We start from the raw sequence: 20,150 nt of genomic DNA, 5'->3' as shown, positions 1-20,150 counted from the left end.
CAGTCTCCAGCCGGTTGATTCGCAAAGAGTTCGTCACAGAGGTGGCACGGTTCTACAGCAAGCCTGTATTTTGGACAGGGGCCTATTTTGTTGCCTCTTGTGGTGGGGTCACCGTTGAGGAGTTGAAGAAGTATGTCGAGCAGCAGGCAACGCCCAGATTGTGAGACTCAGGGGCATTGAACCCCTTCGTCTCACCGCCTATCCCCCATCCCGCCAAGCTGCGCTGTGGCAGGAGTACCCCGGAGGTTCTGATGGCGCCGTTAGCGGGCGTGCGCAGGGATCCCCAGCATTTCCAGCAAGGTTTTAGCAGCATCCTGGCCGGAGAGCCAGGCGCCTTCTACTCGCTCCCCGGCACACCAATCGCCGGCACAGACCAACGGCAACCCCTTGCCGGCACCGGCAGGGACGTGGGTGCCCAGGCTGGCCAAACCTATCGTTTCCACAGGAAAAGCGTAGCGCCAGCGATGCACCTGCATCCATTGCGGCGAGGCCAGCCAGGGATCCAGCCGTTTGGCGGCGTGATCCAGCAGTTCTCGACCAGCTTTTTCCAACTCGGCGGGGCCGGCATCCAGATACCGCGACGACCACTCCGCCCCCCCGTGCAAGACCACCAGCGGCGGCAAGGGCTGTAGGCGCTTGCTGCTGTCCAGGGCCAGCCAGGCCAGCATCGGATCCTGCAAACACTTGATCCCCTTCCAAGGCGGCAGCGGCGTGCTCTTCGAATAGCCGGCCAAAACGGCAATGCAGGGCTGGTAGGCGGCGGATCCCGGCAGAGAGAGCAGGTTGTCGGCAGGAGGGATCCCCTCTTGCAGCAAAGGCAACAACTGGGGAGCTGGGATTGCCATCACCACTGCCGCGGCCTCGTAGCACTGGCCGTTTTCGGCCTGTAATTGCCAGGTGGTTGCCAGCGGCCTGAGGCCGACCACACGCGTCTGGGTGTGGATGGACAAGGAGGTGGCTAGCTGTTTGGCCAGCGTCGTCATGCCCTGTGGGCAGATGTAGCGGGGTTTCTCGGCGTTGGAGTCCTCTGGGCGCAACCCCTCTCGATCCAGCAGGTGCAACGAGCGCGTCCATTCCCTCAGCAGCCCCAGGCCCAATAGCTCCTTCAGCCAGCGATAAAAGCTGTCGGAATCGGCGGTCAGGTATTGAACCCCGTGATCTACAGGCACTGTTTGTCCGGCATGCTCAACCCGCCGGGTGGCCATGCGCCCACCCAAACCCACCGATTTCTCCAGCACCAAGACCTCCAGCCCCGCCCGCCGCAGTTGCCGTGCGCAGGCTAGGCCAGCCACCCCGGCCCCGACGACAACGACGTCCGCCGACTTTGCGTTGCCCAGGCCTGGCCTTGCCCCCTGGAGATTTTCGTCTGACATACAGGGCCTATCGGCTGCAACCGGATCCCACCTTCAACTCCCGCTCTTGCCAAAGGGGTTGTTGCCCCTTTCGCCGAAGAGCTTGGCTTCCCCCTTGATGGCAGCCTTGATGATGTTGTAAGCGGCCCAGCCAACCACCAAAACAATGGGTGCCAGGACGATCAGCGGACGGAGATCCATATCCATAGTTTCATCCCCCTCTCATCAACGGAGTAACAAGAGCTTCCAGAGTTAGCAACTGCTGGGATCCCGAAGAGCGAAGCTTTTTTGGGGTTTGGGTTTCGCTTTGGGCGGGGTACAACTCCGGAAGAACGGCTATGTCCAGAATAAACCCAGGTATACCTTCTCCCGCTAAGCCCTGACGGACTGGGGCAAAAACCTCCGCTCACGCCAGCAGGACAGGATCCCTGGATGATTTCTCAGAGTTGCTGCTTACTCAGGATCTTCACACAGCCGGAGAGTGGCTGCTTCGCCGTTCCTAGCCCATTCTGCAGCAAGCCCGGCTTCTGGACAAGAGCTTGCCTTGTTGCCTCTTGCGGGGATGGGCCAATCGAGCTAGGCGAGAACGTCCGTCGCTGGCGCCACGTAGACTGCGCCCGAGAGTAGCGCGGAAGTTTAGCCAGCCAGGGAGTAGCGCTCCATCAAGTAGCAGAGGCAATCTTGGCGGATGATGCGGCTGTTGAGGGTGAGCATGCCGGGCATGATGGGCACGCGGGTGCGAATTTCGCCATCTTGGGCATAGAAGAAGCGATCCGCCACATCTTGGCCCTGCTCGTCTTGTACCTCCAGGTGGAAGCCGTTGTTCGTCCAGCCGATGCGGGTGTGGGGAGGGAGCTCCCGAAAATTGAGGAGATCCAAATCGGGGGGAAAGCGCAGGTGCGGGTCGCCCGCCTCTTCCCCAAAGCCGAAGCTTACCTCGTCTGGGATCTTGACGATGGCGACGCTGTGGAACAGGTCGATATCCTGGCTGAGGACGGGGCGTTGCGGCAGCGCCGACAGGTGCAGGCAGGCTTCCAGAAATTCGCAGGCATGTTGGGTGCCGTGGGGCTGATCCGGCTTGCCACATTCCAGGGTTACCGCCGGGCAGAAGCGCCCAAAGGCCATGCTCTGCACGCCTTCTGGCCGCCTGAAGTAGAGGACAGTGCGACCAAACAAGGTGGCCAGGTGCAAGGTGGAAGGATCTAGGTAATTGACACAGGCGTAATGGGGGTTGGTGCCCGTGTTGTTGTGGATGTCAACGCTGGCAAAGACGCCGCGTTGCCGCATCTGCCGCAAAACCGCCTCGGCCATGGCATGCTCGGGGGTGGAGCCGGGGACCCAAATGCGGTTGTAGTCTGGCTGGCCGTCCAGGCGCCGCTGCCCATAGCGAGCAGCCCGTACATTGCCGATGAAGAGAGACAGAGAACGGGGCAGTTCCCGCCGGGTGTAGCGGCGCAGAAGCTGTTGCACCGCCTGCCAGCCGGTGACCTCGTTGCCGTGCAGCAGGACGGATACAAACAGGGGGGGATCCCGCCGTCCCGCCAGATGGATAAGGGTCGGCCCGCCCAAGCGATCCTCCAGCTGATGGGCCTCTAGATCCAGGAGTTGATCCGGCAGGTGGTCGAGAACGGTGAGCATAAGGGTTGGGCAAGCACCTCAACGCAAACCTTTTGGCTGCTCAAGGGCAGAGGGGATCCGGGAAATCGAGCCCTCTCTCTAATTCAGAGCCCTCACCCCCAGCCCCTCTCCCAGCGGGAGAGGGGAGATGGAGATTGGGGTAGCGAACTGTCTCATCCCTAGCTGGAAATAAACAACTGGCTGCCGTGCTTGGGGCTTGGGTCGTCGCCCTGCCCTTTGAGAAGGCATCCCTTCCGATACAGGCATGCCCAGGCGGTGATCTGTCTCCCCTGCCATACAGGGAGAGCGCTTCCCTAGCCGAGATCCCAGGTGTGTACCGGCCGGCCTTGCCGCTGCCGTTCCCAGTAGGCACAGGTCAATTGTTGCATATCTTTACCATGCCGAGCCACGTAGCGGCGCTGCCAGGTGGCCCCATTCTGCCCCGACTCTACCCGGGCGCGGAGAATGCCCAGATACTCCTGGATATCCTGGGGGGCCAAGTCCAGTTGCGCCAAGCCCGCCTCTGCTTGCGGGATCAGCTCTTGCAGCAGCAATTGGCGCAGGGATCCCTGCCAACCGTTGAGCCAAGTGATGGGGGCCTCGAGGCCGAAGCGGGCGGCCGCGTAGAAATTGGCGCGGCACTGGGCAAAGCTCAGCTCCTGCTCCGGGGGAAGGGGTCGGGCTCCCAGGGCTTGCACCAGGCCAAAGTAGAAGGCTGCATTGGCGATCATGTCCGGCAGGGTGGGGCCTGCTGCGGCCACCCGCTGTTCGATGCGCAGATGGGGATAGGGATCCACCCCCACCAGAGGGCGGTTCCAGCGCCAGATGGTGCCGTTGTGGAGGCGCAGATGGGCCAGCTCCCAGGGAGAGGCGGCCAACGTTTGCGGCAGCACCACCGGGTAGCAGCGTAGATTTTCCCAGAACAACTCCATCAGGGACTCTTGCACATAGCCTTGCCCAAAGGTGACGCGAGGTTGGTGGGTGGGGGCAAGGGGGGGTGGGCCATCCAACGCCTGCTCAAACACAGGGATGCGGGTTTCCGCCCATAGGTCGTGCCCGAACAGATAGGGAGAATTGGCCGCCAGCGCTACCAAGGGGGCCGACACGAGCAGGGAAGCGTTGAAGTAACGGGCCGCTTGGTGGGGGGCCACCTGCAGATGGATTTGAAAAGAGGTGGTGGCTGCCTCCAGCATGACGTTTGGGTGGGTGACCCGCAGCAGGGTGGCAGGCCCTTCGATTGTCAGCCCCAGGGGCGGGATCCCCGAGGGTTGCTCGCGCCGGTGCAGGTTCAGGATCTGCTCGTTGAGGGCCAGATAGCGTTTGCGGGGGGAGATCATCTCCAAGGTTAGCTGCTGCTGCTGCAGCGTGGGTAAAATGCCGATGGTCATCAGCCCTGCCTGCAGTTGCTCGGCCACTCGGCAACAGCGATCCCACCTCTGTTCCAGCTCTTGGCGGAGCTGCTGCAGAGCGGATGCAACCAAAACCTGGGGCCGGCTGTTGAGCTCGATGTTGAAGCGGGCCAGTTCCGGCACCACCAGCGGGTCGTTGACGGCCTCCAGGTAAGCTGAGTTGATCGGGGCCGGATCTCCCTGGGGGGTGACCAGCCAAGCTTCCAGCTCAAACCCGCCCACCGGGGATCCCTGGGCAAAAGGCCGGCAAATGGGATCCAGCCCCGGCAGGCCGGCCAGCCAGCGGTCCAGCAGATCCGTCTCCTGCTGCAGCCGAGCTTTGAACTCGGCAAAGTCCTCTGCGCCAAAGCTGAGGGAGGCAATCTCTTGGCCCATCGAGACAACTCCGCGGCTTTCGTGGATGAGATCACTGCACTGCTGGTATCGGGCTTCAGCTTTCGACGAGAAAAATATGGGCCGGCATCGTCCAGGGATCCAGCTTGATGTAGTTGGTGGATCCCTGCCAGGAGTACTGCTGGCCGTCCAAGAGGTCGATCACCTTGAAAGTTTGCCAGTGTTCCAAACCCAAAGCCCCCAGGTTGAGGGTGACCCAGCCAGATTGAATGTGAAACGGATCCAGATTCACCGCCACCAAAATCCGGTTGCTGCCATCAAAGGTGCGCTTGGAGTAGCAGATCAGGGCCTCGTTGTCGGTGGGGTGAAACACCAGGCTCCAGTCGCTTTGCAAAGCCGGGTTTTGCCGCCGGATCTGGTTCACCTGCGCGATCAGAGGCCGCAAGTTATCCGGCGCGTCCAGATCCCAGTGGCGGATTTGGTATTTTTCTGAGTCCAGATACTCTTCGCTGCCGGGGCGGAGCGGGCGGTTTTCACAGAGTTCAAAAGCGGGGCCGTAGATGCCGTAGCTGGCCCCCAGCGTAGCCGCCAGGATGAGGCGCAGCATAAAAGCCGGGCGTCCCCCCTTTTGCAAAAACTCGTTCAGAATATCCGGCGTGTTGGGCCAGAGGTTGGGGCGGTAGTACTCCCGCATCGGGGTTTGGGTGAGCTCGGTGAAGTACTCGGTCAGGCCCCATTTGTCGTTGCGCCAGGTGAAGTAGGTATAGGATTGGGTGAAGCCCAGCTTGGCCAAGGATTTCATCAGCTTGGGGCGCGTAAAGGCTTCGGATAAAAAGATTGTCTCCGGGTGCTTGGCCTTGATCTCGCCGATGCACCACTCCCAGAAGCCAAAGGCTTTGGTGTGGGGATTATCCACCCGAAAGATGGTTACCCCTTGGTCGATCCAGTATTCGATAACGCTTTTTAACTCCTCCCAGAGGGCCTGCCAGTTTTCCGTCTCAAAGTCGAGAGGGTAGATATCTTGGTACTTCTTGGGCGGGTTTTCCGCATATTGAATGGTGCCGTCGGGCCGCTTTTTAAACCATTCCGGGTGCTCTTTCACATAGGGGTGATCTGGCGAACACTGGAAGGCGATATCGAGGGCGATGTCGATGTTGAATTTTTTGGCCTCCGCCACCAAGCGATGAAAATCCTCCAGGGATCCCAGTTGGGGATGGATGGCCTTGTGCCCGCCTTCTGGCCCGCCGATGGCCCAGGGGGAGCCCACGTCATCCGGCTCCGCCGTCATGGCGTTGTTTTTGCCCTTGCGGAAGGTGCGCCCGATGGGGTGGATGGGGGGCAGGTAAAGCACATCAAAGCCCATCTCGGCAATCTGCGGCAGGCGGGCGATCACATCCTGGAAGGTGCCGTGGGTGTGCTCGTCAGGGCCACAGGAGCGGGGAAACAGCTCGTACCAGGTGCTGAAGCGGGCCTTCTCCGGATCCACCCAGACCCGTCGCTCCGGGTAGGCGGTGACGAAGCGGCGCTCGCCGTAGAGCTGCATCAGGGATCCCAGCGTCGGGGAAAGGGCGATCTCGATAGCTGGATCCCCGCCTTGGCGGAGCATTTGGGCGTAGTTGCGCAACTTCGCCGCCAGATCCCCGCTTTGAGCCTGGGCGGCCCGCTCCACGAGCTCCGCCCCGATCAACAGCTCCACCGCCACATCCTGCTCGGCAGCCACCCGCTTGTGCAGATCCTGCTGCCAGGTTTTGAAGGGATCCACCCAGGCCAGAATCCGGTAGAAAGCTTGGCCGATTTGCGTGACCTGGAACTGGGCCCGCCAGCGGTCGTTGCCGAGGGGCTCCATGAAGATCTCCTCCCAGTCGGTTGCCCCGGCCTGGCGGAAACTGAGCACCGCCGAGAGTTGGTCGTGGCCATCGGCGAAGATGTCCGCCTCCACCACCACATACTCCCCCACCGTCCGCTTGATGGCGTAGCGCCCGCCGTCGATTTCCGGCGTCACCGCCTCGATGATGGCGCGTTGCCGACCTTCCGTTGGCCACATCATGATCCCTCAGCTTGCCTTTGCCTGCTCACAGGCTTGCCAGCCTGCCCTTTCAGAATGCCCAACCGACTTTACGTTAGCCCGCCGTTACCGATACATCTTCGATGCGCAGGGCGGGAAAAGCGGTGGTGCCGTTGAAAACGGTTACCTCTTGTGAGATGGCGGAGATATTGCGCAAACAATCGTAGAGGTTGCCGGCAATGGTGGTCTCCAGGATGGGGCGTTTTTCGCCGCCTTTAACCAAAAAGCCCCCCTTCACCACCCCGGAAAAATCGCCAGTGATGGGGTTGCTGCTGCCGGAAAGCCGGGTGACGATAATGCCCCGCTCCATCGCATACAGCTCAGACAAAGGGGTTGTCCCCGGGGCCACGCTCAAACAGGCCGGCCCCACGCCCGGCAAGCTGCCCGCCCCCCCTGTGGCATGGCCGTTGGACGGGATCCCGGCAGCCCGGCCTTCGTAGCTGTTGTACATGAAGTTGCAGAGGATCCCTTCATGGATCAGGGGGGTAATTTGGCGGGGGATCCCCTCGCGGTCGAAGGGCTCGATGGGGTAGCCAGGCAAGCCCAGCCCCTCGGAAACCAACGTCAACAGGGGGCTGGCGATCAGGGATCCCATCTTCTGCGCCAGCGGGCTTTTGCCTTTGCGCACCGCGTCCGCCCCCAGCACAAAGACGAGATCCCCCAGAAACTCTTCCACCACATCCGGCGGCAGGACGATGGGGCCGCGGAAGCTCTCTCCCTCGGTAGCTCCCAAGGCCCCCACACATTTCTGGACAAAGCGTTCAAAAGCCCGCTCCAGCGCCGGCACCAGATCCGCCCGCTTCTGGACGCTGTCGCCGTCGTAGGCAAAGCTGCCCACCTCGTCCCCATCGATGGCCATGCCGAACAGGGATCCGCCCGCCTCGACGCTGTGGTAGTTGGCGCGGATGCCGGTGGAAGAAGCAATGGCCACGGTATCCTCTTCTACGCTGAACGAGCCGCTGTCGATGGTGATGCGCGGGTCTTGGGAGCGCACCCACTCCACCAGTTGGGATCCCAGTTGCGTCAGCTCGGCGGCATCCAGTTCCAGCAGGCCTGGGTCAAGGGCAAAAGGCACCTGGGGCAGGGGCTGGGGATCTGGCAGGCCGTTGAGGGGATCCGCCGGCGAAGCCTTGGCCATGGCCACCGCCTCAGCAGCCGTCTCCGCCAGATCCTCAGGGCGGTTGGAGGTGGCAAAGCCCAGCCTGCCGCCGCAGAAAACCCGGATGCCGAACAGGGTCTCGCTGCTGCTGCGGGCCAGGTTGAGGTCATTTTTCTCAAAGGTGACTTCCGTCTCGCGGCCTGAGTTGGCGAACACCTCTGCTTGGTCAGCTCCGGCAGCCAAAGCCTTTTGCACACCCTGTTCGCAGAGATCCAGCAGGTTTTCAGGAGAAATGACGGAGCCGGCCATAGAAAACTTGAGATCCGCAAGAGAACAGTTCTATTATCGACCCTAGCAGCAAGGCCTGCCCCAGGAACGGGGCCCAGAAGAGCGCGCCTGTTTCAAGCGGTTCCCTCAGGCGCCGGGATCCGTTTGCCGGCGGTTTTCCGGATCCCTATCGGATCAGGGCTGCTCCAGGGGCTGATCTGAAAAAAGCAGGGGGGCAATGTTGGCTGCCTGGTTGAGCGGGATCTCGTCGTGGATGGCGTACTGATAGAACTGATCCAGCCGCTGACACAAACCTTCTGGGGTCAAAGCCTGCACGTTGGAGCTGATGATGTAGCTCTGGGCAGGAGAGGCCCGAAAGGCCTGAAAGGCTTTGCGACAAAAGGCCTGCTTGGCCTCAGGATCCGCCTGGCGCCACTCCGGCCCCGTCAGTTTGCCGGATAGTGCCGGCTGGGTGGCCGCCCAAGCGCTGGACGCGACCAGGGGCAGTCCTGTTGCCAAGATCAGGCCAGCCAGGATCAGAAACAGAAGGCCTCCCTTTAAAAATATCTGACGAGAAAAGAACTGAAGCCGTTGCCAGTGTTGCCCCATGGTTGGATAGGCTAAAGGTATCCCTTCGATCATACCGATCGCAGGAGAATCCAAAGCGGACAGCTTCTGCTCGTTTTGCCTGCTCCCCAGGGTTCTTGTAACCGTCAAAAAAGCTTGGCCGATCTCAAAACAATTGCCAGCACCCGTCCGTCCCGTGGCTCGCAGCAAACCCCGCCAAAAACAGCGTTTTCCCCACCTCCTCGGCTCCAAGTGGACTTCCGTTCAGCCGGTGATGGGTTGGCGACATTTTCAGGTCGCCGCCCGCCAAGAGGGAGAAGGGGGGCTGGTGTTTGCCGAGCTGAGGGCTGTCTGCGATCCCCAGGTGCGCCTCTGGGTCAACGCCGCCACCCTCAAGAACCGGGATCTCTGGCAGCCGGGCTGGGCACCGCTGGAAGACGGGATCCCTCTAGCGCTGTATCCTTAAGCAAGGGGGAGAAGTCTCGGAGAAAAAAGATGCCCAGGTGCGATGTCTGCGGGAAAGAGCTCAGCTACAGCGATTATCAGTGGGCCAAGCGCTGTACCAATCCCTACGGGAAATCCCACCTCATCTGCTTCGACTGCTACAGTGGCTCTTCTTGTCCCATCTGCTACTCCCCTCTCGAGTCGGCAGAATAGAGAGAGGTCGTTCTCAAAAGCCGCTTGTCCTCTCCCCGTGAGCCAAGCTCTTGGGAGGAAGTGGCAGAGGTCTCGATGGTTTTCCCAAGGGAGCCCGAACAGTGCGCATTGGCCAGGGCTATGACATCCACCGCCTCGTCGAGGGGCGCCCCCTGATCCTAGGTGGGATCCGGATCCCTTACGAAAAAGGGCTGTTGGGCCACAGCGACGCCGACGTGCTCACCCACGCCATCATGGACGCTCTCCTGGGGGCCGCCGCCCTGCGGGACATCGGCTACTACTTTCCCCCCGAAGACGAGCGCTGGAAGGGGGCAGACAGCATTCTCCTCTTGCAGCAGGTGGTGCAACTGGTAGGCCAAGAGGGCTGGCGCATTGCCAATGTCGATAGCGTCGTGGTAGCGGAGCAGCCTAAGCTCAAGCCCCACATCCCCGCCATACAGGCCCGCCTGGCCGAGGCCATGCAACTATCGCCCAAACAAGTAGGCGTGAAGGCCACCACCAACGAAAAACTGGGCCCCGTCGGCCAGGGAGAAGCCATGGCCGCCTTTGCCGTCGTCCTGTTGCTGGAACGCTGAGCCGCCGCTTTCTGGGAAGCACCTGGTCATCGCGCTGCCCAAGCTGCCAAACTGGCAAGCAACCGCTTCAAAAGTTTGCCCCAATTGCCGTGCAACCCCCTGCTGCCTCGATTGGGAGAGGGGCTGGGGGTGAGGGGCGCTGGCGGGCCCTTTCAAACTTGCTCGGATACTCAGCCAAGGAAATGGCAGGCCAAAACACCACCTCAACAGAGCAGCTCAAGAGAAGCCTTTTTGTTCCCCTATTCCTAGGGATCCTCCTCCTCTGGCTTGGCGCCTGTGCTGCTCCCGCCCGCCCGCCCCATCTCATTGCCACCGTTACCTCGGATCCCAAAACCTTCAACACCTATCTGGCCACCGAGAGCTCCAGCCGCGACGCCATCGCCTACCTAGAGGCGGGCCTGGTCACCCTCGATGAAGATACCCTCCTGCCCAAGCCGGAGCTGGCGGAAGGCTGGGAAGTGTCTGAGGACGGCTTGCGCTATGTCTTTATTTTGCGGGAGGGGCTGCGCTGGTCGGACGGGGAGCTCCTGACGGCGGCAGATGTGGACTTTACCTTCAACCGCATCATCTTCGACGAGCGGATCCCGACCTCGGCGCGGGATGTGTTGCGCATCGGCGAGGCGGGGGCGCTGCCCCAGGTGCGGGCCTTGGACGAGCGGCGGGTTGAGTTTGTCCTGCCGGAGCCCTTCGCCCCCTTCCTGTTGCAGGCCGGATCCCCTCTCTTGCCCAAGCACATTCTGGAGCCCACCGTGGAGCAGGTGGACGGCCAGGGCAACCCCCTCTTTTTGCAGACCTGGGGAGTTGACACGCCGGTGCAGGAATTGGTGGGGGCCGGCCCCTACGTCTTGCAGGAATATACCCCCGGCCAGCGGCTGGTGTACCGCCCCAACCCCTACTACTGGAAAGGGGAAGGGATCCCGCGCATCGAGCGGGTCATCCTGCGCATCGTGGACTCGGAAGATACGGCCCTGTTGCAGTTTCGCTCCGGCGAGACCGACGTGTTTTCGGTGCGGGGCAGAGACTTTCAGCTCCTGAAGCGGGAAGAAAAGCGGGATCAGTTCACGATTTACAATCTCGGCCCCACCCTCAACAACAATTTCTTTGCCTTCAACCTCAGCCGGGCCCGCAACCCCCAAACCGGACGGCCCTTTGTGGATCCCGTCAAAAGCCGCTGGTTCAACGATTTGAACTTCCGCCGGGCGGTGGCCCACGCCCTAAACCGCCAGTTTTACGTCGAGAGCGTCCTGCAGGGGTTGGGCGAGATCCAGCACTCGGTCTTCTCCCCCGCCAGCCCCTTCTACCTCAGCCCAGCAGAGGGCCTGCCCACCTACGACTACGATCCCGAGAAGGCGCGGCAACTGCTCTTGGCTGCCGGCTATACCTACGACGCCGAAGGCCACCTGCGGGATCCCGACGGCAACCGCGTCCGCTTCAGCCTGATCACCAACGCCGGCAACAACCAGCGGGAGGCCACCGGCGCCTTGATCAAGGCCGACCTGGCGCGGATCGGCATCACCGTGGACTTCACCCCCATCGCCTTCAACACGGTGGTGCAGCGCACCGACAGCCGCGACTGGGAAACCTTGTTGCTGGGCTTTGGCGGCGGCGGCACCGAGCCCAACAACGGCTCCAACATCTGGCGCAGCGATGGCCGCCTGCACCTGTTTAACCTGGGGGATCTGCCCGGCAACCCCGCCGAAGGGGTGGAGGTGAGCGATTGGGAGCGGGAGATCGACCGCATTTTTATCGCAGGGGTGCGGGAGCTGGACTTTGAAAAGCGCAAGGCCCTCTACGACCGCTTTCAAGTGATCATCCAGGAACAACTGCCCCAGATCGGCACCTTCAATCCCCTGGTGCTCTCGGCCCTGCGCAACCGCCTGCAAGGGGTGGATCCCCGCCCCATCCTCGGCCCTCTCTGGAACCTGGATCAGCTCTCCATCCAGGACGTGCTGCAGGAGCGGTAGCCTACCTCACCGTCAGCTCCACCTCCCCCGTGCTTCTAAGGACGTTGATCCCCACCCCTCCTGCCTGGAGATACAGGCCGATGTCCAGGGATCCCCGCCCCACCTGAATGTTCTCAAGAGTTACATGAGGCAGCCATAGGGGCAGGGTGGGCTGAGTCAGGTGCACCCGCTGGGCCAGCCCGTCGATCTCCAGCCCCAGGCAGGCCTGCAGCAGCAAGAACACGCTGGCTGCCGCCCAAGACTGGGGCAGACAGGCCACGGGGTAAAGGGTGGGGCCCTCCCGCTGGCGCCGGCGAAAGCCACAGAACAGCTCCGGCAGCCGCCGCAGCTCCAGAAACTGGCTGGCATCGAACAAGGCCGTCAACACCTGGGCCGCTTCCGCCTTGTAGCCATAGCGGGAGAGCCCGGCTGCAATGAGGGCGTTGTCGTGGGGCCAGATGGAGCCGTTGTGGTAAGACATGGGGTTGTAGCGCCCTTCCCCTTCCGCCAGCGTGCGGATCCCCCAGCCGCTAAAAAAAGCCGGCTCCACAAGTTGGCGGGCAATGCGCTCGGCATGCTGCGGGTGGGCGATCCCGGAAAACAGGCAGTGGCCCATGTTGGAGCTGCGCACGCGGCAGGGCTGCTTGCGCCCGTCCAGAGCCAGGACATACCCCCCCAGCTCCTCGCACCAAAACTGCTCCCAAAACCGCTGCTGCAGCTTTTCTGCTTGCTGTCGCAGCTGGGCTGCCTGCGCCTGCCGCCCCAACAGCTCCGCCATCTCCGCCGCCAACCGCTTGGCCTCGTAGGCGTAGCCCTGCACCTCGCACAGGGCAATGGGCGGCTCCGCCAGGGATCCGTCGGCATGGAAGATGGCGTCTTCCGAATCTTTCCAGCCTTGGTTGCGCAGGCCCCGCCGCGCCTTGCCGGCATACTCCAAAAAGCCGTCGCCGTCGGGATCCCCGTAGGTGTCCATCCAGCTCAGGGCTGCCTCGATATTCGGCCACAACTGCCGCAACAGCTCGAGATCGCCGCTGCGGCGCACATAGCGCCCCGCCAGCACCACAAACAAAGGGGTGGCGTCGATGCTGCCGAAATAATTGCCAAAGGGGATCTCGCGGGTCTTGGCCATCTCGCTGTAGCGCTGCTCGTGCAGGATCTTGCCCGGCTCGGCATCGCGGCTGGGATCCACCTCCTGGGCCTGGTGGGCCGCCAGGTACAGCAGCACCCCCCGTGCCAAATCGGGAAACCACCAGAGGGTGGCCAAGGCGGTGATCAGCGCGTCGCGGCCAAAGACCGTGGCAAACCAAGGTACCCCGGCGTGGGGATAGAGCCCGTAGGGGGTGCGGGCCAGCATCATCACCAGGTCGTCCCGCGAGGCGTTGAGCCACTCGTTAAACTGGGCGTTGCCAGTGTCGATGCGGTGGGCCAGAGCTCTTAGCGCCGCCCGATGCTCCCGCTCCGCCTGCAGGGCCTCCTGGTAGCTCAAGAGCGGGATCTCCTCGCCGCCATAGCTGCAGACTACCCGCACCTCCAAATCCCGCTCCTCCTGGGGCGCCAGCGGCACCCACCACTGCGCCAGCTTTTCCGAGACCACCTCCGGCGCAGGAGAAAACAAGATCCGGGTTTGCCGCTCCACCCCGTCCAGGCCGCGGTAGCGCAAAGTTACCCCTTCTGAGCTCACCTGGGGTGGCAGCACTTGTCCCCGCTGCGAGCGCCGGATGCCGCGAATCTCAAACATATCGGCAAAATCGGCCTCAAAGCGCAGGGTCAGCGGCACCCGAAACGGCTCCGAGCCGTAGTTGTGGATGCGAATCCGCTCGTAGGCCACGTTGTTCCACAAAAAAGTAGTCCGCAGAACATGCAGGGTATCTTGACCGATAAACTGCCCCTTCGAGGTGGTGAACTCGGGGTTGGTCAGATCCACCGCCAGAATATCCTTGTCTTCTCGCACCTCCGAGCTAAGCAACAAAAACTGCTTCCCCTGCAAATCCAAGACCAGCCGCGACAAAAAGCGGGTATCATCCCGAAACAGGCCGTGATCCCGGATGCCGAGGGGGCGCATGTTGCCCAGCCGGTCAAAGATGGCAAAGCAGTTGTCCTGCTTGAGGACGTGGGGACGCGCCTCCACCAGCGAAGCGCTGGCGCGGATGTAGTACTGATCCTGAATCTGGATAATGTCTTCGGCCATCTCGGTCTTCCCAATATCTGGCCCAAATAAGGCGAAAAAGCGGTTCCCAAACAGCACCAGCTTCCACTGGGCAGGGTTGGCATCTGTTAAGCCACCTTTTTCGAGATCTCCTGCCGCTCGTTCACCAGTTGCCGGTAGAGGGCCTCATATTCCGACACCATCCTCTCGACGCTAAACCGCTCCTCAAACACCTGCCGCACCCCGGCTCGGTCAAGGGATCCCACCTTTTCGATTGCCTCTACGGCCTCTTCCACCGAATCGACAATAAAGCCGGAGCGGCTGTCCGCCATCACCTCAGGCACCGAGCCAAAGCGGGTGGCGATCACCGGCGTGCCGCAGGCCATCGCTTCGATCATCACCAGCCCAAAAGGCTCCGGCCAGCGGATGGGAAACAGCACCGCATAGGCCTTGCCCAAGAACTCGCTTTTCTCCTGTTCGGTGATTTCCCCCACGATCTCCACATTGGGGTGGCGGCTGGCCAAAGGCTTAATTTCCAACTCGTAGTACTGGCGATCCACCGCGTCGATCTTGATAGCAGCTTTCAGCGGCATCCCTGCCCGCGCGGCAATTGCAATGGCCGTGTCCAGCCCTTTTTCCGGCGAAACCCGACCCAGAAAGGCCAGGTAATCCCCCTTTTCTGGATAGAAACGGTGGAGATCCAGGGGCAAACCATGGTAGACCGTCCCCACCCAGCGCGCCTGGGGCAGGGGCCGCCGCTGGGCATTGGAGATGGAGACCACCGGAATGTCCTGAAACTCAGTGTAGAGAGGCTGCAGCTCCGGAATGTCCAGTCGCCCGTGTAGGGTGGCCAAAAAAGAGACTTGAGGATGGCGGCGGGCCAGGGCGTAGGGATAGTAGTCGATGTGGCCATGGATAATGTCAAACTCGTTGGCCATCTGAAAGGCCTTCTCCACCATCAGGATGTGGGGCGCCACCGTGTCGATGGCCGTGGGATCCAAGCGCAGAGCCCGCTCCCGAAAGGGGATCAGGCGGGCTTGGGTTTGGGAGTCGCCGCTGGCAAATAGAGTCACCTCGTGCCCGCGCCGCACCAGCTCTTCGGTTAGCCAAGAGACCACCCGCTCCGTGCCGCCGTAGAGCTTGGGGGGCACGCTCTCGTGCAACGGGGCAATCTGAGCAATGCGCATCGTTATCCTCCGAACTAAAAACTTGGCAGCCGTTCGGGGCTGTTGGCTGCGCCGAGCTGAAAGGCGCTTTCCGGGCGCTGATCCCGGCAGCACAGTTGTTTGACAGTCGGTCGCAGATTTTCTTGCTGCTAACAACCCCTTGGCTAAAGCAGGATAAAAACAGGATCCAGTCAGAGCCAGGTTTAGCCTCTATGCTAGCCGGCTGAGCCTGCTACAGGGGCTGGCAAGAAAACACCCCAATTCCCGAATCTGGCCGAACTTTTCCGGGATCCCTGGAGGGAGAAACGTCGGCGGCGCCTCTTGCAAACCCTAGCTTACCCCCGTGCCGGAGCCCAGCAGCCTCCTCAACTTGCAGACCTTGAACACCTGCTGCCCGGCAAGCATTTCAAAAACAACCTCGGCTCCCCAGACAGCCAAGGAACTGTCTCCGCTGGTTAGGTGGGCCTAGGCGTTGGGGTGGGCGAAGGGCTGGGACGAGGGGAAGGGCTGGGCGAAGGCGACACAGAGGGAAAAGGATTGGGCGTGCCGGTCGGGGTTGGTGTTGGGGTGGGTGAAGGCGGCGGCAGTACCCGCAAAGGGGCTTTGGCCGAGGCAATGCGGCCTTGAGTGTCTGCTACCATGGCCGTAACCTCGTAATCTCCAGGAGGGACAGAGGCCGGAATGGTGATGGGAAGGGTGCCGATGCAGGTTCTGCTGTTGACCTGACAGCCGGCGGCAGCGGCAGTGAAATCAAACGTGAGGGTGAGAGGGTTTTGTCGGATTTCCACCCGGAAGCTGATGCCGCTGCCCAAACCCGCAGGAGTTGTTACAGCCACCAAGACATTGAAGGGAACCGTCTGTCGCGCGTCCGTCAGTGCCACCACGGCAATCGAAGGTGGCTCCGCCGAGAAGGAAGCGGTGGGGGAAGGGCTGGGGAACGGATTCAAGAGTGGGGTGGGGGTCGGGGTGAGCAGAGGCGTCGGGACGGGAGTAGGCGTCGGACTGGGGACGAGAAAAGGCGTGGGCGTCGGTGCCACAACCGTTACTGGCACAGGCGTAATGGTGACCGAGGGCTGTTCGCGGGCATCTTCTTGGCAGGCCACCAGTGACAACGACACAAAAGCGGCTACACTCGCTCTCATTGCGGAGAACATCCAGCTCTGGCGGAACCTAGGGGGCTGCTGTTTCATGGGCTTTGGCTCCTCATAACACAAGCTTTGGGGTTTTGTTGGGAGAACTGAGTCTCGGCAGCGTTCAACTCAAAACCCACACAGCCCTGCTCCCTCAACTGCGAAAGCAGAGTCTCGCGGGTGCTCCTAACACTATAGATAGAGCCTCAATTTTTTGTAAACACTACGGGTGACATCTACCGCATGGGATCCGCCTCGGCGGTGAGATCTCAAGGGCGCTCAGGTTAGACTGGTAAGTGCCACAGCAAGAGGGGATCCATGGCAGCGAAGGCGGGAGCAGAACCATCTTCAGCGCAAGCAGGGCTGCAAGAGCGACCTGCTGAATTCTGGAACAGCCAGGAAGGGCCCAAAGAGGCCTGCGGGGTGTTTGGCATTCTGGCTCCCGGCGAGGAGGTGGCCAAGCTGACCTATTTTGGGCTGTTTGCCCTGCAGCATCGAGGCCAGGAATCGGCGGGCATCGCCACCTTTGAGGGGGCCTTTTGCCGAGTGCACAAGGCGATGGGGTTGGTTTCCCAAGTTTTTGACCCGGTAAATCTGGGCCAACTGAGCGGCGACTTGGCGGTGGGCCACACCCGCTACTCCACCACCGGCTCCAGCCGCGCCGCCAACGCTCAGCCGATCATTGTGGAAACCCGCCTGGGGCCGCTGGCTTTGGCCCACAATGGCAATTTGGTCAACGCCGAAGAGCTGCGGCAAGAGCTGGAAGCTGCCGACCGCCACCTCACCGGCAGCACCGACTCGGAGTGTATTGCCCACGCCATTGCCCAGGCGGTCAATCAGGGCCAAGGCTGGGTGGAAGCCACCTGTCAGGCTCTGCGCCGCTGCCGCGGGGCCTTTAGCCTGGTCATCGGCACGCCAGAAGGGCTGATCGGGGCGCGGGATCCCTACGGCGTGCGCCCGCTGGTGTTGGGGTTTTTGAGCCGCAACCCCACCAGGCAGGAGCTGCTGCAGCCCCAGATGGTGGGCAGCCCTCATTGCCCCGAAGCCCCACGGTTACACTATGTCTTAGCCTCCGAGACCTGTGCTCTGGATATCATCGGAGCCGATTACCTGCGCCAGGTGGAGCCGGGGGAGCTGGTGTGGATCAGCCGGCAAGGGTTGCAATCGGTGCGCTGGGCCGAGGCCACCCCCAAGCTCTGCATCTTCGAGATGATCTACTTTGCCCGCCCCGACAGTTGCATGCATGGGGAAAGCCTCTACTCCTACCGGGTGCGGCTGGGGGAACAACTGGCCAAGGAAGCGCCGGCAGAGGCCGACTGGGTGATCTCGGTGCCCGATTCTGGCACGCCGGCAGCCATCGGCTATGCCCGCCAGGCAGGGATCCCCTACACGGAGGGGCTGATCAAAAACCGCTATGTGGGCCGCACCTTCATTCAGCCTACCCAGTCGATGCGGGAGCGGGGCATTCGCATGAAGCTCAACCCCCTGGAAGACGTGCTGCGGGGGCAGCGGATTGTGATCGTGGACGACTCGATTGTGCGGGGCACCACCAGCCAAAAGATCGTCAAGGCCCTGCGCCAGGCGGGGGCCACCCAAGTCCACATGCGCATCTCCAGCCCTCCGGTTACCCATCCCTGCTTCTACGGCATCGACACCGACAGCCAAGATCAGCTTATTGCCGCCAAGTACTCGGTGGCAGAAATTGCCGAGAAAATCGGGGTAGACTCTTTGGCCTACTTGAGCTGGGAAGGCATGCTGGCCGCTACGGGCCGGGATCCCAATTCCTTCTGCTCCGCTTGCTTTACCGGCCACTACCCCATCCCCATCCCGGAGGGGCTGAAGCGCTTCAAGCTGGCTTTGGAAACGGCAGCCAGCCGCAAAGACCGCTAGGAGCCTGGGGGGAGAGGAGGGTTCGCCGCAGTTTGCATTTGAATGCCTGCAATCGCCATGACTTTACGCCTGCGCCAGCTAGGGGATCCCATCCTGACTCAAGTGGCTGAGCCGGTCGCCGAGTTTGGGACGCCGGCTTTGCAAAACCTAATTGAAGAGATGCTCGCCACTTTGAAAGAGGCCCAAGGGGTGGGCTTGGCGGCCCCTCAGGTGGGATTCCCCCTCCAGGTCATCATCGTAGCCTCCCGTCCCAACCCTCGCTATCCTGATGCACCCCAGATGGAGCCGCTGGTCATGGTTAACCCCCGCCCCCTAGCTTGCAGCGAGGAGCAGGTGCTGGGGTGGGAAGGGTGCTTGAGCGTGCCCAACTGCCGCGGCCTGGTGGCCCGTTCCCGCGAGGTGGAGGTGGAGTACCACACCCCTGAGGGATCCCGGCAGCGGGTGGTCTGGCGGGATTTTCCGGCGCGCATCTTCCAGCACGAATACGATCACCTCAGGGGCCGATTGTTCCTAGATCGGCAGCCGCAGCAACTGCTCTCTGAGGCCGACTACCAAGCCCAGATTTTGGCCCAGCCCCCTGCCTGAGGATCCCAACATGCCCTACCTGGTCATCTACGACGGCCTGTGCAACCTCTGCGCCAGTGGAGTCCAGCTCTTGGAGCGCCTGGATCGCGGCCAGCAGTTTCGCTACGCCCCCATGCAGGATGGAGCTACCCTGGCCCAGTGGGGGATCCCGCCAGAGCAGATGGAATTGGGGATGATCCTGATCGACCTGGAGCAGCCGCAGCGCCGCTGGCAGGGCTCCGCCGCCGTCGAACAAATTGCCGCCCTCTTGCCCAGCGGATCCCTGTGGCTGGCCCTCTACCACAACCTTCCCGGCCTCAAGCTTTTGGGAGACTGGAGCTATGCCCAGATCCGGGATCACCGCTACGAGTGGTTTGGCCGCCGTGACACCCTTTATCTACCGGCTGTCTGTGAGCGCTGCCGGGATCCCTTGGCAGAAAAGGACTGAAGCTCTTTTTCTGTAAACTGCAATACTTATCTGCCTGGCCCAAGGGATCCCTTTGCCAAGTTTGAATTCCTATCCTCAAAGCTGGCACGTTTGAAAGGTTGAAGTTGAACATATTAGCATATCGAAATATTAGTATATCGAAGAATACCTTCCCGGTGAGAACTCCCCAAGTCTGACCTTGTCTTTATCCAGGGCCAAAGTAAAAATAGAAACGAAGTTAGCCGACAGGGAGTGGGCTGTGGCTACAACTGGATATGGAAAGACTAAAGCTGAAGGAGTTGCCGGCAGTTCAGGAGCCGTTCAGCTAGTCCTTAGGAGTGGCCATCCTTATGGGGGAAACGGGACTGTTGGAAGCTTTGGTGAAAAAAGCAGAAAGATTCTTCTACAGACAACGCAGCAGCATCTGGATTGGCAGGTGCAGTTTGCAGTTTGGAAGACCTTACTAAGCTCTGGCATACCTCAACTGGTGCAAGTAGCAAAAACCTATCAAGTTCCCCTGCGTCCGGTTGGAGACATCCGAGAACGATATAGAGCCGGCGAGCGGGACTTTCGCTGGGCAGATCTGAGGAGGGCCAACCTCAGCGGGCTAAACCTAAGGGGGGTGGACTTAAGCGGGGCCAGCTTGAGTCGAGCGAGACTGGGCCAGGTCAATCTAAGCCACGCCAGCCTGGTTGGAGCCAACCTCAGTCAGGCAGACCTCAGTGGTGCAGACTTGAGGGGAGCCGACTTAAGCGGAGCCAACTTGATGGGGGCCAATCTCATTGGGGCCAACCTGCGGGGAGCCAATCTAGCAGACGCCAACTTGAAGTGGGTCGTCATTTCCCGCGAAACGCAAATTGACCGCAAGTGGCAACTGATCTGGGAAATTGTCAACGGCCACGCCCAGGGGAAAAATCTAGCTCAGGCAGACTTGAGCGGGGCG

The 20,150-nt window shown here is 61.5% G+C and carries 18 protein-coding genes; 8 read left to right on the top strand and 10 right to left on the bottom strand.

Features of this window, described 5'->3' with window-relative positions; all coding sequences use genetic code 11:
* The coding region (locus SYN63AY4M2_RS06010) for a transposase (RefSeq protein WP_206337026.1) at positions 1–164 on the top strand (164 nt) is incomplete at its 5' end.
* Positions 165–260: 96 nt separating this feature from the next.
* Here SYN63AY4M2_RS06010 and SYN63AY4M2_RS06005 read toward each other — a convergent pair.
* The 7 genes from SYN63AY4M2_RS06005 to SYN63AY4M2_RS05975 all read right to left on the bottom strand — a co-directional run bounded on the left by SYN63AY4M2_RS06005 (position 261) and on the right by SYN63AY4M2_RS05975 (position 8,661).
* Positions 261–1,373 (bottom strand): FAD-dependent oxidoreductase, encoded by a 1,113-nt coding sequence (locus SYN63AY4M2_RS06005; RefSeq protein ID WP_011429170.1) that lies wholly within the window; start codon positions 1,371–1,373, stop codon positions 261–263.
* Between the two features lie 33 nt (positions 1,374–1,406).
* The gene (locus tag SYN63AY4M2_RS06000; protein ID WP_206336868.1) at positions 1,407–1,553 is read right to left on the bottom strand and encodes a photosystem II protein Y; all 147 of its coding nucleotides are present in this window, start codon (positions 1,551–1,553) and stop codon (positions 1,407–1,409) included.
* A gap of 435 nt (positions 1,554–1,988) precedes the next feature.
* Positions 1,989–2,990, bottom strand: coding sequence for a M14 family metallopeptidase (locus SYN63AY4M2_RS05995; protein WP_011429173.1), 1,002 nt, complete (start codon positions 2,988–2,990; stop codon positions 1,989–1,991).
* A gap of 293 nt (positions 2,991–3,283) precedes the next feature.
* Positions 3,284–4,753 (bottom strand): glutamate-cysteine ligase family protein, encoded by a 1,470-nt coding sequence (locus SYN63AY4M2_RS05990; protein WP_099887268.1) that lies wholly within the window; start codon positions 4,751–4,753, stop codon positions 3,284–3,286.
* Between the two features lie 55 nt (positions 4,754–4,808).
* Complete coding sequence (locus tag SYN63AY4M2_RS05985; protein WP_206336957.1) at positions 4,809–6,758, bottom strand: alpha-1,4-glucan--maltose-1-phosphate maltosyltransferase; 1,950 nt, start codon at positions 6,756–6,758, stop codon at positions 4,809–4,811.
* 73 nt (positions 6,759–6,831) lie between these two features.
* Positions 6,832–8,184 (bottom strand): TldD/PmbA family protein, encoded by a 1,353-nt coding sequence (locus SYN63AY4M2_RS05980; RefSeq protein ID WP_011429176.1) that lies wholly within the window; start codon positions 8,182–8,184, stop codon positions 6,832–6,834.
* A 153-nt stretch (positions 8,185–8,337) separates the two neighbouring features.
* Entirely contained in the window at positions 8,338–8,661 is a 324-nt protein-coding gene (locus tag SYN63AY4M2_RS05975; RefSeq protein WP_143596990.1) for a hypothetical protein, read from the bottom strand.
* Positions 8,662–8,905: 244 nt separating this feature from the next.
* Here SYN63AY4M2_RS05975 and SYN63AY4M2_RS05970 point away from each other — a divergent pair, with 244 nt between their 5' ends.
* The 3 genes from SYN63AY4M2_RS05970 to SYN63AY4M2_RS05960 all read left to right on the top strand — a co-directional run bounded on the left by SYN63AY4M2_RS05970 (position 8,906) and on the right by SYN63AY4M2_RS05960 (position 11,905).
* Entirely contained in the window at positions 8,906–9,175 is a 270-nt protein-coding gene (locus SYN63AY4M2_RS05970) for a TIGR02450 family Trp-rich protein (protein WP_011429178.1), read from the top strand.
* Between the two features lie 292 nt (positions 9,176–9,467).
* Positions 9,468–9,941, top strand: a complete 474-nt coding sequence (gene ispF, locus SYN63AY4M2_RS05965; RefSeq protein ID WP_011429179.1) for a 2-C-methyl-D-erythritol 2,4-cyclodiphosphate synthase — start codon at positions 9,468–9,470, stop codon at positions 9,939–9,941.
* Between the two features lie 182 nt (positions 9,942–10,123).
* Positions 10,124–11,905 (top strand): ABC transporter substrate-binding protein, encoded by a 1,782-nt coding sequence (locus SYN63AY4M2_RS05960; protein ID WP_099887490.1) that lies wholly within the window; start codon positions 10,124–10,126, stop codon positions 11,903–11,905.
* Position 11,906: 1 nt separating this feature from the next.
* Here the strand turns inward: SYN63AY4M2_RS05960 and SYN63AY4M2_RS05955 are convergent, their stop codons facing one another.
* The 3 genes from SYN63AY4M2_RS05955 to SYN63AY4M2_RS13780 all read right to left on the bottom strand — a co-directional run bounded on the left by SYN63AY4M2_RS05955 (position 11,907) and on the right by SYN63AY4M2_RS13780 (position 16,314).
* On the bottom strand, positions 11,907–14,072 hold the full coding sequence (locus SYN63AY4M2_RS05955; RefSeq protein ID WP_099813277.1) for an amylo-alpha-1,6-glucosidase: 2,166 nt from the start codon (positions 14,070–14,072) through the stop codon (positions 11,907–11,909).
* 86 nt (positions 14,073–14,158) lie between these two features.
* Positions 14,159–15,217 carry a glycosyltransferase family 4 protein gene (locus SYN63AY4M2_RS05950; RefSeq protein ID WP_099812553.1) on the bottom strand — a complete coding sequence of 353 codons (1,059 nt, stop codon included), beginning with the start codon at positions 15,215–15,217 and terminating at the stop codon, positions 14,159–14,161.
* Between the two features lie 434 nt (positions 15,218–15,651).
* Positions 15,652–16,314 (bottom strand): hypothetical protein, encoded by a 663-nt coding sequence (locus SYN63AY4M2_RS13780; protein WP_168175103.1) that lies wholly within the window; start codon positions 16,312–16,314, stop codon positions 15,652–15,654.
* Positions 16,315–16,689: 375 nt separating this feature from the next.
* Here SYN63AY4M2_RS13780 and purF point away from each other — a divergent pair, with 375 nt between their 5' ends.
* The 4 genes from purF to SYN63AY4M2_RS05925 all read left to right on the top strand — a co-directional run.
* Positions 16,690–18,216: an amidophosphoribosyltransferase gene (gene purF, locus SYN63AY4M2_RS05940; protein WP_346426063.1), complete on the top strand. Its 1,527-nt coding sequence runs from the start codon at positions 16,690–16,692 to the stop codon at positions 18,214–18,216.
* A 57-nt stretch (positions 18,217–18,273) separates the two neighbouring features.
* Positions 18,274–18,801 (top strand): peptide deformylase, encoded by a 528-nt coding sequence (gene def / locus SYN63AY4M2_RS05935; protein ID WP_011429188.1) that lies wholly within the window; start codon positions 18,274–18,276, stop codon positions 18,799–18,801.
* Positions 18,802–18,811: 10 nt separating this feature from the next.
* Positions 18,812–19,228, top strand: coding sequence for a DCC1-like thiol-disulfide oxidoreductase family protein (locus SYN63AY4M2_RS05930; RefSeq protein WP_099812550.1), 417 nt, complete (start codon positions 18,812–18,814; stop codon positions 19,226–19,228).
* A gap of 466 nt (positions 19,229–19,694) precedes the next feature.
* On the top strand, positions 19,695–20,150 hold a 456-nt coding region (locus SYN63AY4M2_RS05925; RefSeq protein WP_240530503.1), incomplete at its 3' end, for a pentapeptide repeat-containing protein.

It is taken from the genome of Synechococcus sp. 63AY4M2, assembly GCF_002760475.1.
Lineage (GTDB): Bacteria > Cyanobacteriota > Cyanobacteriia > Thermostichales > Thermostichaceae > Thermostichus.
This window is presented reverse-complemented; position numbering and strand designations above follow the sequence as displayed.

Excerpts from the sequence above, each read along its gene's own strand:
- SYN63AY4M2_RS06000 (WP_206336868.1), bottom strand. The coding sequence starts at position 1,553 with ATGGATCTCCGTCCGCTGATCGTCCTGGCACCCATTGTTTTGGTGGTT.
- SYN63AY4M2_RS05930 (WP_099812550.1), top strand. The coding sequence starts at position 18,812 with ATGCCCTACCTGGTCATCTACGACGGCCTGTGCAACCTCTGCGCCAGT.
- SYN63AY4M2_RS05990 (WP_099887268.1), bottom strand. The coding sequence starts at position 4,753 with ATGGGCCAAGAGATTGCCTCCCTCAGCTTTGGCGCAGAGGACTTTGCC.
- SYN63AY4M2_RS05985 (WP_206336957.1), bottom strand. The coding sequence starts at position 6,758 with ATGATGTGGCCAACGGAAGGTCGGCAACGCGCCATCATCGAGGCGGTG.
- SYN63AY4M2_RS05955 (WP_099813277.1), bottom strand. The coding sequence starts at position 14,072 with ATGGCCGAAGACATTATCCAGATTCAGGATCAGTACTACATCCGCGCC.
- SYN63AY4M2_RS05960 (WP_099887490.1), top strand. The coding sequence starts at position 10,124 with ATGGCAGGCCAAAACACCACCTCAACAGAGCAGCTCAAGAGAAGCCTT.
- SYN63AY4M2_RS05950 (WP_099812553.1), bottom strand. The coding sequence starts at position 15,217 with ATGCGCATTGCTCAGATTGCCCCGTTGCACGAGAGCGTGCCCCCCAAG.
- SYN63AY4M2_RS05995 (WP_011429173.1), bottom strand. The coding sequence starts at position 2,990 with ATGCTCACCGTTCTCGACCACCTGCCGGATCAACTCCTGGATCTAGAG.
- SYN63AY4M2_RS06005 (WP_011429170.1), bottom strand. The coding sequence starts at position 1,373 with ATGTCAGACGAAAATCTCCAGGGGGCAAGGCCAGGCCTGGGCAACGCA.
- SYN63AY4M2_RS05980 (WP_011429176.1), bottom strand. The coding sequence starts at position 8,184 with ATGGCCGGCTCCGTCATTTCTCCTGAAAACCTGCTGGATCTCTGCGAA.
- def (WP_011429188.1), top strand. The coding sequence starts at position 18,274 with ATGACTTTACGCCTGCGCCAGCTAGGGGATCCCATCCTGACTCAAGTG.